Genomic DNA, 17,720 nt, shown 5'->3' on the forward strand with positions numbered 1-17,720 from the left:
CACCCCCACCCGGGGCCAACACGAGCCCCCACCCGGGCCCAACTTCGGGTAGGGGGTGGGAGCGGCTGGGGTTGGACCTGAACCGTGGCCCGCTTAGGCTCGTGCGGGTCGGCCAGGCGAGGAGGTGAGCGATGCGTACGCTGCGGCGGCTTCCCACGATCCTCGTCACCGTCCTCGCACTCGCCCTGGTCGTGGCCGCGATCGTCGTCCCCGGCTCGCCGGCGGCGGAGGTACGCCTCCACGACGGCTCGATCTGGGTCACCAACGCCGAGGCCAGCCGCATCCGCCGTCTCAGCCACCAGATCGACCGCTTCACCACGACAGTCGCCCAGAGCAACCGCGAGATGGACGTCCTGCAGGACGGCAACGCCGTCGTCGCCCGAGACCTCAGGTCGAACCAGATCATGCAGGTCGACCCGGCGACGGCCATGCTCGGCCAGCCGGTGTTCGTGCCCCAGGGCTCCACGGTCGCGCTCGGCCGCGACACCGTCGCCATCGTCAACCCGACCAACGGCCGCATGTGGGCCCGCCCGCTGTCCGGCATCGGCGCCCTCGACACCCTCCGTGCCCGCGCCGACGTCGACCTCGGCCCCGGCGGCACCGCCACCGTCACGACGTCGGGCCAGGCCATCGGGCTCTCGGTCGAGCGCGCCCAGCTGGTGCGCCCCGGCTCCGACCGCGCCCCGGTCAAGGTCCCCATCACGATGCGTCCCGGCGACGGCGTCCAGGTGTCGGCCGTCGGCGACCGCGCCGTGGTGCTCAGCCGTGCCACCCGCCAGCTGTGGATCGAGGGCGGCGACGCGATCACCCTCGACGACGGCGGTGAGGCGCTGTTGCAGCAGCCGTCGGCCGAGGCGGAGCGGGCCACCATCGACCGGCCCGGCCCCTTGCCGGGCCAGGTCCCCGTCGACGCCGTGTACGCCACCCCCAACGGCCTGTACGCGCTGGTGGGCTCCGAGGTCGTCGCGCTCGGGCCGCGGCTCGGGCGTACGCCGGCGCCGCCGATGGTCGTGGAGGGCTGCGCGTACGGCGTGTTCGGCGGCGGCGACGCCCAGGTCGTCACCGCCTGCCGCGACCGGGGGGTGACGACCGTGGACGTGCCGCAGGTGCCCGAGCGCTCCGAGCTGGTGCTGCGCCGCAACCGAGACGTGCCGGTGCTCAACGACGGCCGGACGGGCACGGTCTGGCTGCTCGCCAAGGGGATGCGCCGCATCGACGACTGGGACCCGGCGATCGAGAAGAAGACCGAGGAGCGCGGCAACCAGGCCAACAACGACGGCCAGTCGACCGTCCCCAACAGAAGCCCGGTGAATCGGCCGCCCGTCGCCCAACGCGACCAGGTCTCCGTCCGGGCCGGGCGCACGACAGCGATCCCCGTGCTCGACAACGACACCGATCCCGACGGCGACATCCTTACCGTCGAGGGCCCGCCCGACACGTCGGCGGGCACGCTCGGGCTCGTCCGCGGCGGCACGGCCCTGCAGCTGACCGTCCCCAGCGATGGCCGCGACTTCGGCTTCGACTACACGATCAACGACGGGCGCGGCGGCAAGGCGACGGCGCGCGTGAGCGTGAAGGTGCTGCCCGCCGACCAGCAGGCCTCCAACCAGGCCCCCGTACGCCGCGCCCGGCACGACGACACCCTCGAGATCGCCTCGGGCGGGCGGGAGACGCGACGCGTGCTGCTCGACTGGGTCGACCCCGACGGCGACGACCTGATCCTCGTCGGGGCACGGGCCCCGGGCGACGACGAGGTCGTGTTCACCCCCGACGGCACGCTCACGTTCACCGACGTCGGCAAGGAGACGGGCGCCAAGGAGATCACCGTCGACATCTCCGACGGCGTGACGACCACCCAGGGCATCATCAAGGTCAACGCCAAGAAGCAGGGCACGGTGCCGCCGCGCGCCAACGGCGACTTCGTGTCGTCGGCGGTCGACCAGGAGACCACGGTCCGGCCGATGCTCAACGACGTGGGCGAGCACCTCACGCTGGCTGCGGTCTCGTTGGAGCGGGGCTCCGGCGACGCGACCGTCACCCCGGACTTCTCAGGCGGCTCGTTCACCTTCCGTGCGTCGCGTGCGGGCACCTACTACGTCAACTACACGATCTCGAACGGCCCGCGCTCGACCGGGCTGGTGCGCGTCGACGTCACCGAGCCGGCGGTCCGCAACCGCCCGCCGACCGCGGCCCGCGACGTGGCGCTGCTGCCCGCCGGCGGTTCCATCCAGGTCGACCCGCTGCTCAACGACGAGGACCCCGACGGTGACGTCCTGGCACTGCAGTCGGTCGGCCAGCACCCGGACCTGAAGGTCGAGATGCGCCAGCGCCGCGGCCTGCAGATCTCCGCCGACAACACGCCCAAGCGTCCCGTGGCGCTGCCCTACACCGTTTCGGACGGCCAGAACCAGGCCACCGGCACGATCATCGTCATGCCCGCCCCAGCGGTGAGCGACCCGCGCCCGCTGGCGGCCCCCGACGAGGCCGTCGTCCGCGTCGGCCAGACGGTGTCGGTCGACGTGCTCGCCAATGACACCTCCCCGGCTGGGTCGACGCTGTCGCTCGACCCAAAGATCGTCGAGCAGCCCGCACCCGGGGTCGCGTGGACCGACAAGGACACCGTCCGCTTCACCGCTCCCCGCGTGCCCGGTGAATACCGCGCGGTCTACCAGGTGCACGACGAGCTGGGCCAGACCGCGTCGGCGCAGGTCCGCTTCGTCGCCGTCGACGCCAAGGTCGAGAACACCGCCCCCCAGCCGAAGAAGGTCGAGGGGCGCGTGCTCGCGGGGTCGCGCGGTCGCGTCCTCATCCCCCTGCAGGGCATCGACCCGCAGGGCGACGCCGTACGCCTGCTCGGCCTCGACTCGGCCCCGCGTCTGGGTCGCGTCGTCGGCGTCCACGAGCACTGGCTGGAGTACGAGGCCTATCCCGATTCGGCCGGCACCGACACGTTCACGTACGCCGTCACCGACTCACAGGGTGCACGGGCCACGGGCGAGGTACGCGTGGGCGTCGTCCCGCGCGATGCCACCAACGTCGCACCGGCGACCACCGACGACAGGGTCACCGCCCGACCCGGGCGCCGCATCCGCGTACCCGTGCTCGCCAACGACTCCGACGCCGACGGCGACCGCTTCGGCTTCGTCGACCAGACCGTCGAGATCAACCCGATCACCGATCCGTTGGTCGACAAGGACTGGATCGAGGTCACCGTCCCGCAGGAGGGCGAGGTCCAGGGCACCTACCGCGTCATCGACACCCGCGGCGCCGAGTCATCGGGCACGTTCGTCGTGGCGGCTGACCCGAACGCCCCGCTGCAGCCGCCGACGGCGCGCGACGACATCATCGGGGCCGACAAGATCGCCAACAACGACGAGGTGGCTGTCCCCGTTCTCGCCGACGACCTCGATCCCGATGGGGACCTGCGGCTCGCCCAGGTCCGCGTACCCGCCCTTGCGGGCGGCGAGCAGCCGCCGGCGACCGTCGACGGCGACCGGGTCCGCGTCAGGGTCGGCGACATGATGCGCCAGGTCCGCTACGAGGTCGTCGACTCCGACGGGCTCGTCGGCAGCGGGCTGATCACGGTGCCGGGCCGCGCCGATGCCACGCCCGTGCGACTGCCGGGCGTCCGTGACCCCGTCGCGACCGCCGGCGAGGCGCTCGACCTCGACATCTCCGGCTATGTCATCGGCACTGGCGGGCGAGACGTCACGCTCGTCAGCGACAAGCGCGTGTGGGCGTCCGACGGTGACGTGGAGGTGCTCGACCTGCGCCGCATCCGCTACCGCCCGCGCACGAGCTACAAGGGCCCGGCGGCCATCACGTTCGAGGTCACCGACGGCGCCAACTCCTCCGACCCCAGCGGCCGAAGGGCGGTGATCACGCTGCCGACCGAGGTGCTGCCCGCGCCGAAGAAGGGCGAGGAGCCGACGACCCCCGACGAGCGGCTCAACCGCCCGCCGCTGTCGCAGCCGATCCAGCTCAAGGTCGGCGCCGGTGAGGGGCCCAAGACCATCGACCTGGCCCGGCTGGTCACCGACCCCGACAAGGACCCCGTCACCTTCACCAAGCCGTCTGGAGACGTCCCCACGGGCGTACGCGTCGAGCTCGACGGCACGAAGGTGACCGCGTCGGCCGAGCTGACCACCCGCCCGGGGACGCTCGTCCGGCTCACCGGCGAGGCGTTCGACGACCGCAAGGGCCGCGCTCCAGTTGTCATCGAGGTCGCCGTCGTCGCCTCGGCCCGGCCGCGCGCCCGTGCCCTCGACGACGTCGTCCAGGCCCAGCAGGGCAAGGCGGCCTCGGTGCCGGTGCTCGCCAACGACACCAACCCGTTCCCCGACCGCGGGCCGCTGGTGCTGACCAGCGCCGTCGTCGAGTCGGGCCGTGGCACCGCCCAGATGGACGGCGACAAGGTCGTCGTCACGCCGGCCGGTGACTACGTGGGGCAGCTCGTCGTGCGCTACCAGGTCGAGGACGCCACCAAGACACCCGAGCGGCGCGCGGAGGGTCGTGTACGCCTCACCGTGAAGGGGAAGCCGAGCCGCCCGGGAGTGCCGCGCGTGCTGGAGGAGGGCGACCAGTCGGTCGTGCTGCAGTGGAACTCCTCGCACGACAACGGCGCGAAGGTCGAGCGCTACGTGGTCCGCTGGGACGGCGGGGAGCAGCAGTGCCAGAGCACCACGTGCACCATCAAGGGCCTCACCAACAACAAGGTGTACGCGTTCACCGTCACCGCGTTGAACGCCATCGGCGAGTCGGAGCGCTCCGCGGCGTCGCGCGAGGCGCGGCCCGACGTGCGACCTGACCCGCCCGGCACGCCCCGGGCCCGGTTCGGGGACCGTCAGATCTCGCTCGACTGGGACGCGGCGAACAGCCGCGGGTCCGCCGTGCGCGAGTACGAGGTGGAGATCGATGCCGGCAACGGCGTGACGCGGCGTACGGCCTCGACGGCGCTGACGTGGGGCAACCTCGCCAACGGGCAGGCCTACCGGTTCCGGGTGCGCGCCCACAACCTCGCCCCGCGCCCGTCGGAGTGGTCGCAGTGGTCGCGCCCCGAGGTGCCCGCCGCCCCGCCGTCGGCACCGGGCGCCGTCACGGCCACCGAGACCTCGTCGTCGCTCGGCCGCGAGTTCGACCTCGCCTGGAGGGCGCCGGCGCGCACCAACGGCGACGCCGTCCGCACCTACATCGTCCTCGACGGCGCGCGCGAACTCACCCGCGTGAGCGGCGCCTCGCCCCGGGCACGCGTCACGCTCGACGTGGGACAGACCTACCGCTTCACGGTCGTTGCCGAGAACAAGGCGGGCCGCTCGGGACCCAGCCCCGAGTCGGAGGCCGTGAAGCCATACGCGGCGCCCGACAAGCCCGCCCCGCCGCAGATCACCGACGAGGTCGACTCCGTACGCGCCACCCAGCCGTTCGCCACCCGCACCAACGGCGCGCCCGTCACCCAGTGGCAGGTCCGGGTGGGTGACCGCGACCCCGTCGTCGGTGCGGCCCAGGACTGGGTCGGGTCGGCCCCCACGGGCGCGGTGACGATCCGCATCCGCGCGTGCGCGCAGGCGCGCTGCTCGCCTTGGAGCGACCCGTCGAACCAGGTCCAGGTGCTGGGCCGACCATCGGTCCCGCAGGTGTCGAAGGCCACCGACACCTACGGCCACGAGGTCGCCCGCTGGAGGGCGGGCTCCCGCACCGGCGGCCGCGCCATCCAGGCCGTCGAGGTCGAGGTCGACGGCCAGGTGCGGCGCGGCCCGGTCACCGGCGAGCAGATCGCCGGCGACACTGTCCAGGCGCGGGCGAAGGTCCGCGTACGCGCCACCAACGGCCGCCACTGGAGCGACTGGACGCCACTGCTGACGATCACCAACCCGCGCCCGGCCATCGACGCCAAGCGCGGCCAGTCCGGCGGCGGCCAGACCCAGGTCAAGGCGTCCGGTGCCCACCTGTTCGGCAAGCAGGAGGTCGAGTGCCAGGTGATGGTGAACAACCGGCCGGTCGGCGCGAAGCGGAAGCTGGCGGTCGACCCGGCGTCTGGGGTGTTCACCGACCAGGTCGTCGCCAACGCGCCCGCGAACGCGACCGACGTGCGGGTGACCTGCGACGGGTTCGCCTCGGATGTCTGGTGACCATAGATTGCCCCGAGCACCCCGAACGTTCAGGAGAAGCCCATGGTGATGACCGTCGAGCAGGCGCGATGGTATGCCGAGACCTTCGCGTCGGTCGTCGCGAACCTCGAGCGTGTCGTCGTCGGCAAGACCGACGTGGTGCGGCTGGCCGTGACGTGCCTTCTGTCGGAGGGCCACCTGCTGCTGGAGGACATGCCAGGCACCGGCAAGACCACGCTCGCGCGCGCGCTCGCCCAGACCGTGCAGGGCTCACACAGCCGCATCCAGTTCACGCCCGACCTGCTGCCGTCCGACGTGACGGGCGTGACGATCTATGACCAGCAGTCCAAGAACTTCGAGTTCCACAAGGGCCCCGTGTTCGCGTCGATCGTGCTGGCTGACGAGATCAACCGCGCCTCGCCGAAGACCCAGTCGGCGCTGTTGGAGGTCATGGAGGAGGGGCGTGTCACCGTCGACGGCGTGTCCCACGACGTTGCGACGCCCTTCATGGTGATCGCGACCCAGAACCCCATCGAGCAGGCCGGCACCTACCGGCTGCCCGAGGCCCAGCTCGACCGCTTCCTGATGAAGACGTCGCTCGGCCACCCCGACCGCGAGGCCACCATGCGGATCCTCGCCACCGGCGGGTCGCGCCCCCGATCGGAGCCGCTGAAGCCCGTCATCACCCACCAGGCCGTGGGCGAGATGGCGGCGCTCGGCCAGACCGTCCACGTCGACGGCTCGATCCTCGACTACATCTCGCGGCTCATCGAGGAGTCGCGCGCGGTCGGCGACGTACGCGTCGGCGCGTCGGTCCGTGGCGGGCTGGCGCTGGTGCGTGCGGGTCGCGTACGCGCGGCCTCGCAGGGCCGTCACTACGTCGTGCCCGACGACATCAAGGCGCTGGTCGTGCCATGCCTGGCCCACCGTGTCGTGCTCGATCCCGAGTCGGAGTTCAACGGCGTGACCGCGGAGCAGGTTCTTGCCCGCGTTCTGGGCACCGTGCCCGCGCCGGTGGAGCGCACGACGGTCTGAGCCCGTGCCCGCCCTGTCCGCCTTGTCCCGTCCCCGCCTGCCCGCGGGCGTGCGTGAGCGTGTCGGCGCACTCGGCGAGCGGTACGCCGGGCTACCGCTCACGGGCGCCGGGACGGCGCTGGTGCTCGGCGTACTGGTCTGCGGGCTGCTCGGGCTGGTGCTGGGCTGGGTCGAGGCACTCGTCGCCGCCGTGGCCGGGCTGGTGATCGGGCTGTGCGCGATCCCGTTCGTCGTCGGCCGCCGCCAGCTGCGCGCCGACCTGTCGGTGGGCAACCGCCGCGTCGTCGTCGGCGAGCCCGCCAACGGCGAGCTGACCATCACCAACGCCGGCAAGCGCATCGGCGCCACGCGCATGGACCTGCCGGTCGGCCCCGACACGGCGACGTTCGAGCTGCCGAGCCTCGGACCGGGAGCCACCCACCGCGAGCTGTTCGCGCTGCCGACCATGCGCCGCGCCCGGCTGGTCGTGGGTCCGGCGCGCTCGGTGCGCGCCGACCCGTTCGGGGTGCTGTCACGCGAGCACACGTGGACCGGCACCGCCGACGTCTACGTCCACCCGCGCACCACGCCCATCCCGTCGTCGGGGGCCGGGTTCGTCCGCGACCTCGAGGGCCGCGTCACCGACACCGTGTCGAACTCCGACGTGAGCTTCCACGCGCTGCGCGACTATGTCTCCGGTGACGACCGCCGCTACGTCCACTGGCGCTCCACGGCCCACGCCGGCTCGCTGATGGTGCGCCAGTTCGAGGAGACGCGCCGCTCCTACGTGGCGGTGGCGCTCGACGTCGAGCACCGCTCGTGGGACACCGACGAGCAGTTCGAGCGCGGGGTGGAGGTGGCCGCGTCGCTGGCCGTGCAGGCGCTGCGCGACGAGAACGAGGTCATAGTCCTCGCCGGCGAGCAACGGCTCCCCGCCACGAGCCCTCAACGCGCCCTCGACGGGTTCTCCGGCATCGCCCGCGGCGAGCTGCCCGGCGGCGACGTCGGCCCGCTCGCGCGGCGCGTCGACCGGCTCGCGCCCGGCGTCTCGGTCGTCGTCGTGGTCACCGGCTCCGGCGTACGCGAGGACGAGCTGCGCCAGGCCTGCGCGACGTTCGGACCCGACGTGCGCGTCCTTGCGATCCGCGTCGCGCGCGGCACCCAGGTCCGCACCGTCGGCACCGTCACCACCGCCGTCTGCGGTGGCCTGCCGAACCTCGTGTCCGTGGTCCGTCGGGCGGTGGCCTGGTGAGCACCGTCCTCAACACGCGCCGCGGCTTGCACCAGCCCGTCCTGAAGGGCTCCCGCCGGCTGTGGGTGGTCGTCGACCTGCTCGCGATCTGGTTCGTCGGCGTGCTCGCCACGGCGGCCTTCTGGCCCGCGTACGGGACACCGGTGTGGCGCGCCGGGATGGGCGCCGTCGTGCTCGGCTCGGTGCTGGGCATGGTCGCCCAGACACGCCGCTGGCCGCTGTGGCTGGTCGCAGTCGGCGTCGTCGTGCTCCACCTGGGGGCGGGCGGCGCGTTCGCGATGCCGTCGTCGGCGCTGCTGGGCGTGCTGCCGACCCCGACGACGATCTCCGGCATGGCAGGCGGCGTCGTCACCGGCTGGAAGACCGCACTCACCGTCGCGCCACCCATCGGCGAGCTGGGTGCGTTGCTGGCCGTGCCGTACGCGACGCTGCTCGTCGCCGCCACCGCCGCCGGCTACCTTGCCCTCGACCGCCGGCGCGCGACCCGGGCCTGGCTTCCGCTGGCGGCCGCCGCCGTCGTCGGCACCCTCATGGGCCTGCACACGGCCACCCACCCGCTGCTGATCGGCCTCGGGTTCGCTCTCGGCGTCCCGGTGTGGACCGCGTACCGTCGCTCGTTCCTGCGTCAGGCGCTCGTCGGCCTGTCGCCGAAGGTGACCTGGCAGCGCGCCGTCGCCGGTGCGCTCGTGCTGGCCGTTGCCGGCGGTTCGGCCGCCGCGCTCATGCCGGTGCTGAAGGGGGTCGACAGCCGCCGCGTCGTGCTGCGTGACGTCGTCGAGCCGCCCGTCGACGTGCGCCAGTGGCCGAGCCCGCTGCAGGAGATGCGCGCCCAGGTCGTCGACCGCGCCGACCGCGTCCTGCTGACCGCCGACGGGCTGCCCGCCGGGGCCCGCGTCCGACTGGCCACGCTCGACGCGTACGACGGCACGACCTACATGGCCTCCAACGAGTCGTCCGACGGCGCGGGCGGCGCGTTTCGCCGCATCGGCGACAGTGTCCCCGACGCGACCGACGGTGAGCGGGCCACGGTGCACCTCACCGTCGGTGACTATGCGGGGGTGTGGCTGCCGACCTCGGGCGCGACCCGGGGCATCCGCTTCACATCGGCGCGACGTCTCGCGCTGAAGGAGCACCTCTACCTCAACCGTGACTCCGGCACCGCCGTCACCGCCGCCGGGCTGAGGCCGGGCGACGAGCTCGAGGTCGATGTGACCGTGCCGCCGACCGTCACGCCCCAGAGCCTGCGCGACGCCCAGTCGGCGCGGACGATGCTCGCACCGCTGCCACCGCTGCCCGACGAGTTGAAGGCCCGCGCGGCGAAGGCGGCCGAGGGCTCGCAGGGGGACGGTGACACCGCCCTGCGCATCCAGAACGTGCTGAAGGCCGGCTACTACTCCCACGGCACCGACCACGACTCCCTGCCCGGCCACAGCCTGTTCCGCGTCCGCCAGCTGTTCACCGTCGAGCCGATGGTCGGTGACGAGGAGCAGTACGCGGTCGCGTTCGCGTTGATGGCCCGCGAGGTCGGCCTGCCCGCCCGCGTGGTGTACGGCTTCGCGCCCACCTCGGGCGGTGGTCCGGTCGAGCTGCGGGGCCGCGACGTCACCGCCTGGGTCGAGATCCGGTACGCCGAGGCCGGCTGGGTCGCGTACGAGGCGGGGCCGCCGAAGGACCGCCGGCCGCCGGCCCAGTCGGACCCGCCGGCCAACCCGACGAACCCGCAGGTCGACAACCCGCCCCCGCCGCCGGACCGGCCCGACCGGCTCCCGCCTGACCAGACCGACCCCGAGCAGCCGGGTCAGAACGACGACCCGCGGCAGCGGACGCTGTGGGCACGCTACGGCTACTGGGTGATGGTCGTGGGTGGTCCGCTCGCCCTGCTCGCGGCACCGTTCGTGATCATCGGCGGGGCCAAGCTGCGCCGCCGCCGCGTGCGCGCCGCCGCGCCGCACACCGCAGACCGGGTCTCCGGCGGGTGGGCCGAGGTCGTCGACCGCGCCCGTGACCTCGGCGTACCCCTGTCGCCGTCGGCGACGCGCATCGAGACCGCACGCGCCGTCGCCGACCGGTTCGCCCGCTCCGCCGACGGCTCGTCCGACCCGCTGCAGCTGGCCTTCCGCGCCGATGCGACGACGTTCGGCACGGGCACGCCGTCGGTGCGCCAGGCCGAGGAGTACTGGCGCGGTGTGCGTGACGTGCTGAGGGGCATGACGCGCTCGGTGCCGGCGACCCGGCGTGTCGCGGGCCTGCTGTCGCTGAGGTCGCTGCGCTCACCCGCCGCCTGGCGCCGCGAGGCCAAGAACCGCGGGCGCCTCAGGCGCGTGCTGGCCACGACGTGGACGCGGGTGCGCACGGCCGTCGGCCGCTGATCGCCGCTCGCCGGCGATGGCCCGACACGGCCTGAGCCCGCGATACAGTCACGCATCGTGAGCACCGCCACCATCCAGCTTCCCCCCGGGCGTCGTCCCGGGCCGCTGGTCAGTCGCGTCCTGGCGGTGCTCGTCGACGCGTCGGTGCCCACGCTGACCACCGGCGTGTGGTGGATGCTCATGGGCGGCGGCCCCGTGGCCGCGGGCAAGTTCGTCGCGGCCAGCGTGCTCGCCGGCATCGTCCACCTCATGTGGGGCCTGTACGTGTGGTGGGCGGGCTCGCAGCGCGGCGCGACTCCGGGCATGGCGCTGCTCGAGCTCGAGTGCGTCGACCATCGAACCGGTGAGCCCATCGGCTGGGGCCGGTTCTTCGCCCGCCAGCTCGTGTACGGGTTCCTCGCGTCCACCGTCGTCGGCCTGCTGCTGATGCTGACCTGGCTCGTGCTCGACCCCGCCCGCCGCGGCTGGCACGACCGCGCCGGCGGTGCCGTCGTCGTCGAACGCCAGCGCCGAACCGCTGAGGTCCCCGACCAGACCACGACCGGTGAGCGGCTGCGGCTCAGCCCCGCCACCGTCGCGCTCCCGTCCCACCTCCAGGGCGGCACGAGCTTCCGGCCGGTGAACACCCCCGGCATGGGTGCCCCCGCGGCGCCTCCTCAGCAGCAGCCCGGCGGCTGGCAGCCGCCGTCCGGCCCGCGCGATGTCCCCGACTGGGGCGGACCGCAGGCACCCGCCCGGCACGACCAGGTCCCGGCCGGGCCGCCGCCGAGCAGTATGTTCTCCGGCGAGCTCGACTGGGGTGGCGGCATCCCCGGCGGTGGCTGGACACCGCCGCAGATCCAGCCCGTTCCCGACGGCCCGCCCGCCCAGGCACCCGCCAGGCCGGTCGAGCTGACCACGTTCGCCTCGGCGGAGGCCACGCTGCCGCCGCCCACCAACCTGCCGCCGCCCACCAACCTGCCGCTCGACCGGCCCCTCGTCGCCGACGCGACCCTGCCGCCCCCGGTCACCGGTTCACCGGTCTCCGAGGTCCCGGTCTCCGAGGTCCGGGTCTCCGGGGTGCCCGTCTCCGAGGTCCCTGCCGCTTCCGGGCCCGTCGCGGGGCCGCCGCCCGCCGACGCGACGACCGCCGCGCCGTTCGACGACGAGGGCACAGTGCTTCGCCAGCCGGACGGCGACGCGGCCAGCACCGCCGTACGCGCCCGGGTCACGCCGCAGTCGTGGGTCATCCTGCTCGACGACGGGCGTACGCTGCCGCTCGGCGCGGGCGTGCTGCTCGGCCGCCGCCCGCAAGCCGGGCCTGGCGAGGGGGCGTACGGCCTGGTCGACGTGCCCGACGACACCCGCTCGGTGTCGAAGACCCATCTGCTCGTCGCCGCTGACTCCACCGGGGTGTGGATCAGCGACCGCGGCTCGACCAACGGCTCGGGCGTGCTGCTGGCCGACGGGCGGTTCGTGGAGTGCCAGCCCGGCGAACGCCTCCACGTCGAGCCGGGCCAGCACGTCGCGTTCGGCGACCGGCGGCTCGTGGTGCGGCGAGCCTGACCTCGATAGTGTGCGGCCATGCTGCTCAGCGACCGCGACACGCGTGCCCGGCTCGATGCCGGTGACATCCGTCTCGAGCCCTACGACCCGGCGATGGTCCAGCCGTCGTCGGTCGACGTGCGGCTCGACCGCATGTTCCGGGTGTTCGAGAACCACCGCTACCCCCACATCGACCCGGCCGAGGAGCAGCCCGACCTGACACGCGAGGTCGTCCCCGCCAGCGACGAGCCGTTCATCCTCCACCCGGGCGAGTTCGTGCTGGGGTCGACGTACGAGGTCGTCACCCTGCCCACCGACATCGCCGCCCGCCTCGAGGGCAAGTCGTCGCTGGGTCGCCTGGGCCTGCTGACCCACTCGACCGCCGGGTTCATCGACCCGGGCTTCTCCGGCCACGTGACGCTCGAGCTGTCGAACATGGCGACGCTGCCGATCAAGCTGTGGCCGGGCATGAAGATCGGCCAGCTCTGCTTCTTCCAGCTCTCGTCCCCGGCCGAGAACCCGTACGGCTCCGAGAAGTACGGGTCGCGCTACCAGGGTCAGCGCGGGCCGACGCCGAGCCGGTCATACCTGAACTTCCACCGCACGCAGATCGACTGATGTGCCCCTGCGGTTCCGGGCGCGCGCTGGCTGATTGCTGCGGGCCGCTGCTGTCCGGCGTACGCCAGGCCGCGACGCCCGAGGAGCTGATGCGTTCGCGGTACACGGCGTACGCGACGGGTGATGAGACGTACGTGTGGCGCACCTGGCACCCGCGTACGCGACCGAAGGACGTCGCGCTCGACGGCGTCGAGTGGGATACTCCGCCAACACCAACTTCGGCATCGAGATCGAGTTCGACTCGAACAGAGACCCAGTGGCACGCGAGCTGGTCGAGCGCGGAATCCTGCAGCGCACGTTGCAGAGCGGCTACCACGCCGCCGCGCGCTCCGGCTACGCCGACTGGACGTTCGAGAGAGACGGCTCGGTCCCTTACGGTGGCGAGCTGGTCACCCCGATCCTCTCCGACACCGCCGATTCGTGGGCACAGCTCAGAGAGGCCTGCGAGGCGATCCGCGCCGGCGGGGGAGAAACTCACGGTGCCGGCTCGCACACCAACATCTCCTCCCCGGACTACACCCCCGAGATGGCGTGGCGGCTGGCGAATCTGGCCCGAGCGTACGAAGACGACCTCCACCGGATGGGGCGCACACGCCGCAGCCAGCGACACATTTCCTACGCATCCACCCTCCGCGATCCAGGACCCCGTTGGACTGCCACTGGACCGGCCGCCTACGGCAACGTCCGCGAGGCAATGATCAACCTCCACAACGTGTTCGGTCCGGCCGACCGCGCGCGTATCGAGTTCCGGTTCCCCGACGCTTCCCACGACCCCGGCGTGATGCAGGCCCAGATCCGCCTGTGCGCGGCGATGACGAACTACGTACGGACCAACGAGGTCGAACCGTCCAGGCACAGGCCGATGGGCAGCTCCCGCTCAGAAGGTTGGACCCACGACCTGATGAACCAGCCCATCGGCGAGTTCGCCCGGCACACCGAGCAGGTCCGCGGATTCATCGACCGGCTGTTCACCAGCGACCGCGAACGCATCCAGATCGCCCAGCTCTGGGGCCGCGGCGCCTACCGCAACTGGAACGGCAGCTGAACCAAACCGGCCAGGTGTCGACCCCTCCAGACCCGAAGACCCACCGCTACCGTCGATCTAGCCACCAGCTCCAGGAGAGTCCATGAGCACCCACGACCATGACCACCCTCACCACCACCACGATCACGACGGCCAGAAGTCCCTCACCGACGCGGACATGCTGGCCCAGCAGGAACGTGACCACCAAGCCTCGTTCGCCGCGCCCACGCACTGGCCCGACGCCGCCGAGATGGGCAGCACCCTGCGGTTCATCCCCGACACCGAGCAGCGCAACGACCACTCCGGGGTCCCCATCACCCCGATGACCGAGGCGGGCATGCCCTACCGCTACAAGGTCCGCCACACCGACACCGCACTCCCGGGGAACTGGTACGCCTCGACCGTCCACGAGGTGCTCGCCCTGCTGATCGACGGCTACCCGCCCCTGGCGCCGGCCAACGCCGAGCAGGAGCTCGCCACCGTCGACGCCCGCGCCGACTTCGCCCGCGGCGTGGTCGTGCAGTACGTGGTCAACGCGATGATGAACCGCGTACTCGGCGACGACGAGGCCGCCGAGAAGTGGCTGCAGCGCTCGGCATCCTTCGGCCAGGACCAGCCCGTTCTGTCCAACCGCGAGCTCGCCGCCTGGAACCACCCCGCGGTCCCGCTGCTGCTGATCGCCGAGCTGTACGACGACACCACCGCGCCGCCCGCCGGCGAGAAGCACTGGCTGCACATCAGCGACGAGACCCAGTTCCTGCACGACCTCGCCCGCATCGGGGTCCTCCAGCTCGAGGAGAACCCGTACTACACCGCCACCGCGCCGATGGAGGTCCGCGTCGGCGCCGCGCAGCCCCAGGAGTAAGACCGTGGACAAGAACACGCTCGACGACGAGACCGTGTGGACGCTCCTGGGCGGGATCCTTGTCGCCGCCCTGGCCCTTGCCCACAAGGACAGGTGGCTGCCGCAGACCGGCCGCTGGCTCCAGGACAACCACGTCCTGGCACCCCCGGGTGCAGGTGTGGTCGACATGGGCCGGCTGGGCAGTCTCGACGCTCCGCGGCTGGCCCTCATCGTCGTCACCACGGTCGTCGTCGGCGTACTCACGGCCGCTGAACGACGTCGCCGGCGTGCGCAGCTGATCAAGGATGCGCTCGACTGAGGATGCCGGGGGCTCGCTCGTAGTGGTGCGGTTCTACAACATCAAAGGTCGGCAGGAGCCCCGAAAGGGGCTATCGTCACCAGTGCGGGACGCTCATCCGCGCGGAAGGGCACCAACATTCGATCTCACCCCGTTGGAGACAACAACATGAACGTCCGAAATGTCCTCAGATCAGCCTTGGCAGGGTTGGCTGCAGCTGTACTGGTGGCAACCTCACCTATGCCTACGGCGGTAGCTGAGCCGAGCCCTAGCCCCTCACGTCAAGCAACCCCACGGGCTGGCGGTCCTCAACGCGGACTATTCTGCGGACTTCGGGATGTGGGATGTGGATATCGTTTCAGCACCGGCGACTTGGCCTACGCGTCGGCAGGGTCTCCAGCGGCCTCCGTACGGGGTAGTATTTTGGATCTGTACGGTGCGCTCCAATGGGAGAACGGCTGGTTGGGGTACCCGATGGCTTCCGAAGCGTGCGGTTTGGTGCGCGGAGGATGCTGGAGCGACTTCCAAGGTGGATCAATCTACTGGCAGCCCAATATTGGGGCCCATTTCATTCGGGGTCTGATTCGTGACAAGTGGGCTTCGATAAACTGGGAGTGGGGAAAGTTTGGCTACCCGATAACGGATGAGTTCTGTGGGCTGAAGGCGGGTGGGTGTGGCCAGCATTTCGAGAGGGAGAATGGCTCCATCTACTGGTCGCCTGAGTCCGGTGCGCATACCGTTCAAGGTCTTATCAAGGAGCGTTGGTCCCAATTCGGCTGGGAGGGCGGGGACTTAGGTTACCCGATGACCGATGAGTTCGGTATTGAACAAGGTGTGCAGCAAAATTTCCAAGGTGGGTTCCTTGTCTGGCAAGGAGGGGAAGTCTATGGTGGCTACTGGCACGAAGCAGTGGCTGTAGCTGGACGTCCTACAGCAAAGCAAATCGCTGAAGCCCGCGCTCGTCGGGGTGTGGTCACTCCAGAGATCTCCAAGCCCCTCGCGACGGCCACTCCTAGAGCTTTCTTGGAGTTCTACGCCCGGCAGTGTATGCTCTTCGGGGACCAGCATGTTCTCCACGGCAGCTTGAATTTCCCCGCCCGGAACCGAGTGGCTAACCTAAAGTGCGGTGTTCGCGGCTCTGATGGAACCGGCGGAGGTTGGGGTTGGCGCCACATTAAGCGTCGGCACTCAAAGGGTGATAGCAATCATCCTTACGATAACGGGGCCTCCAAATGGGAGGACGCCTACCAGCCTTACCTAGGGTACTGGGACGCTCGCATGAGCCTGTCGTCGTTCGTTGCCCTGAGTGAGGCAACGTCCGCAGACGTAGTTGATAACGCAGGCAAGTTCGAGGTGCGCAGGAGGGTTCCTTTGATCATTGGCGGAGACTTCCCTGTGCGAGTGGTCGTTGGAAGTCAGGATAACACCATCATCACTTCTTTCCCTGAGTTGTGATGGGATAGAGTGGAATGCTGTCAATGGAGTCCGGGTCGCCGGTGCCGTCGCGCATTATCGGAATCAGGCGCCCCTTGCGGACTGAGTCGTACAATTCATTTAGGGTGAGTTCTGCCCTGTGGCCTGGATTGACGTCAGTAATATTGTCTGTGCGGAATTCTGTAACCCAGCCTGTCGGAGTGCTAAAGAATAGCGATAAAGTGTCATCAGTGCCAACTTGGCCCCTCTTCCATGTTAGTCCTTTAGACTTGAGCCAGCTGTGATCACACCGGTCCCGGATAAGGCGAAGCATTAGATCCGAAGGGTCTTCCCAAGAGAGGTCCTGAATGCTGGTCCAGAGTTGGGCCGCGTAGGAGTTCGATTCAAAAAGGAAGCGTTCTTTGGGGGAGCATCGAGCTTCGACCTCCCAGCGAACCCCTTCGTTCCCTTGGGTGATTGCCACCCAGACGTCCACGTCCTCCCGTCGAGTTGCGGCCAGGCCTGTAACGAGTGGAACAACGCGGGTTTCGGGAGTGGCCGCCCACATGTGGTAGGCAATATCTCTTGCTGGCGCGGGGCCGCGGGACGGAAGCAGATTACTGGGGTCAGGTCCATCTGTTCCTGTGATGTTTCTTCCATTGATAATGACCGTTGCCTTCGCGGTTGCCTCGCCTCCGTAATTTTTTGCGACGCGACTTCGCGGTTGGATAACTATGGAGAATGAGTCAAATGAGGTGGGCATGTACTTCCCTCGTGGGTCGGTTAGGGACGGGTCTGAATGTCCTCCGAGACTACCGCTGGATTTGAAGAGCCCTCTCTGTGACAGCGGTTAGTCCTGTCCTCGCTCGCGCTGGGCTCGCCAGATCTCGTCGACGTAGACGCGGGTGTGGTTGGTGATCTCCCCCAGGCGGGCCTTCGACACGTAGCCCTCGGCACCGCGGGCGGGCACGTCACCGATCACGGTCCGCCAGGCGAGGTCTGCCTGGGTGGCTGCGCGCTGGGTCTCGATGCGGCGCTGTGTGGCGTGGGCGACGACGAGCTCGAAGTCGGCGGGGTGGAGTGTGAGGGTCAGGGACTCGGGCTTGGTTCCGGTTACCTCGAGTAGGCGCCAGCCGAGGGTGTGGAGCTGGTGGCGGGCCCACACGAGGATCTGGTCCTTGGTGGGTTTGCCGGCTCATCCCAATCGAGGGTGGGTCGCGGGGGTGGCGCGTCGGTCTCGGGGTAGGCGTCGAGGTC

11 protein-coding genes and 1 pseudogene are annotated in these 17,720 nt (G+C 70.7%); 11 read left to right on the forward strand and 1 reads right to left on the reverse strand.

The annotated features are described in order from the left end of the window. Positions 1–131: 131 nt before the first annotated feature. From ACYVGD_RS08865 to ACYVGD_RS08915, 11 genes and pseudogenes are all read left to right on the forward strand, one after another. Positions 132–6,128 carry an Ig-like domain-containing protein gene (locus ACYVGD_RS08865; RefSeq protein WP_460742958.1) on the forward strand — a complete coding sequence of 1,999 codons (5,997 nt, stop codon included), beginning with the start codon at positions 132–134 and terminating at the stop codon, positions 6,126–6,128. A gap of 42 nt (positions 6,129–6,170) precedes the next feature. Continuing rightward, positions 6,171–7,142 carry an AAA family ATPase gene (locus ACYVGD_RS08870; RefSeq protein ID WP_460742960.1) on the forward strand — a complete coding sequence of 324 codons (972 nt, stop codon included), beginning with the start codon at positions 6,171–6,173 and terminating at the stop codon, positions 7,140–7,142. 4 nt (positions 7,143–7,146) lie between these two features. Further along, a complete protein-coding gene (locus ACYVGD_RS08875; protein WP_460742962.1) occupies positions 7,147–8,373 on the forward strand; it encodes a DUF58 domain-containing protein in 1,227 nt (408 codons plus the stop codon). Then, positions 8,370–10,742, forward strand: a complete 2,373-nt coding sequence (locus ACYVGD_RS08880; RefSeq protein WP_460742964.1) for a transglutaminase-like domain-containing protein — start codon at positions 8,370–8,372, stop codon at positions 10,740–10,742. Before ACYVGD_RS08875 ends, ACYVGD_RS08880 begins: the two co-directional genes overlap by 4 nt. Positions 10,743–10,799: 57 nt before the next feature. Further along, the gene (locus ACYVGD_RS08885) at positions 10,800–12,287 is read left to right on the forward strand and encodes an RDD family protein (protein ID WP_460742966.1); all 1,488 of its coding nucleotides are present in this window, start codon (positions 10,800–10,802) and stop codon (positions 12,285–12,287) included. A gap of 18 nt (positions 12,288–12,305) precedes the next feature. Beyond that, on the forward strand, positions 12,306–12,884 hold the full coding sequence (gene dcd / locus ACYVGD_RS08890; RefSeq protein ID WP_460742968.1) for a dCTP deaminase: 579 nt from the start codon (positions 12,306–12,308) through the stop codon (positions 12,882–12,884). Further along, a pseudogene (locus ACYVGD_RS08895) lies at positions 12,884–13,012 on the forward strand (YchJ family metal-binding protein); the annotation flags it as partial. The gene dcd and the pseudogene ACYVGD_RS08895, both read left to right, overlap by 1 nt. 8 nt (positions 13,013–13,020) lie before the next feature. Then, the gene (locus ACYVGD_RS08900) at positions 13,021–13,929 is read left to right on the forward strand and encodes an amidoligase family protein (RefSeq protein WP_460742970.1); all 909 of its coding nucleotides are present in this window, start codon (positions 13,021–13,023) and stop codon (positions 13,927–13,929) included. An 82-nt stretch (positions 13,930–14,011) separates the two neighbouring features. Next, on the forward strand, positions 14,012–14,773 hold the full coding sequence (locus ACYVGD_RS08905; RefSeq protein WP_460742972.1) for a hypothetical protein: 762 nt from the start codon (positions 14,012–14,014) through the stop codon (positions 14,771–14,773). Between the two features lie 4 nt (positions 14,774–14,777). Next, complete coding sequence (locus ACYVGD_RS08910; RefSeq protein WP_460742974.1) at positions 14,778–15,071, forward strand: hypothetical protein; 294 nt, start codon at positions 14,778–14,780, stop codon at positions 15,069–15,071. 219 nt (positions 15,072–15,290) lie between these two features. Continuing rightward, complete coding sequence (locus tag ACYVGD_RS08915) at positions 15,291–16,505, forward strand: LGFP repeat-containing protein (protein WP_460742978.1); 1,215 nt, start codon at positions 15,291–15,293, stop codon at positions 16,503–16,505. Between the two features lie 808 nt (positions 16,506–17,313). Here ACYVGD_RS08915 and ACYVGD_RS08920 read toward each other — a convergent pair. Further along, the gene (locus ACYVGD_RS08920; protein ID WP_460742976.1) at positions 17,314–17,628 is read right to left on the reverse strand and encodes a hypothetical protein; all 315 of its coding nucleotides are present in this window, start codon (positions 17,626–17,628) and stop codon (positions 17,314–17,316) included. Between the last annotated feature and the right edge of the window lie 92 nt (positions 17,629–17,720).

Source organism: Mariniluteicoccus endophyticus, from assembly GCF_054780035.1.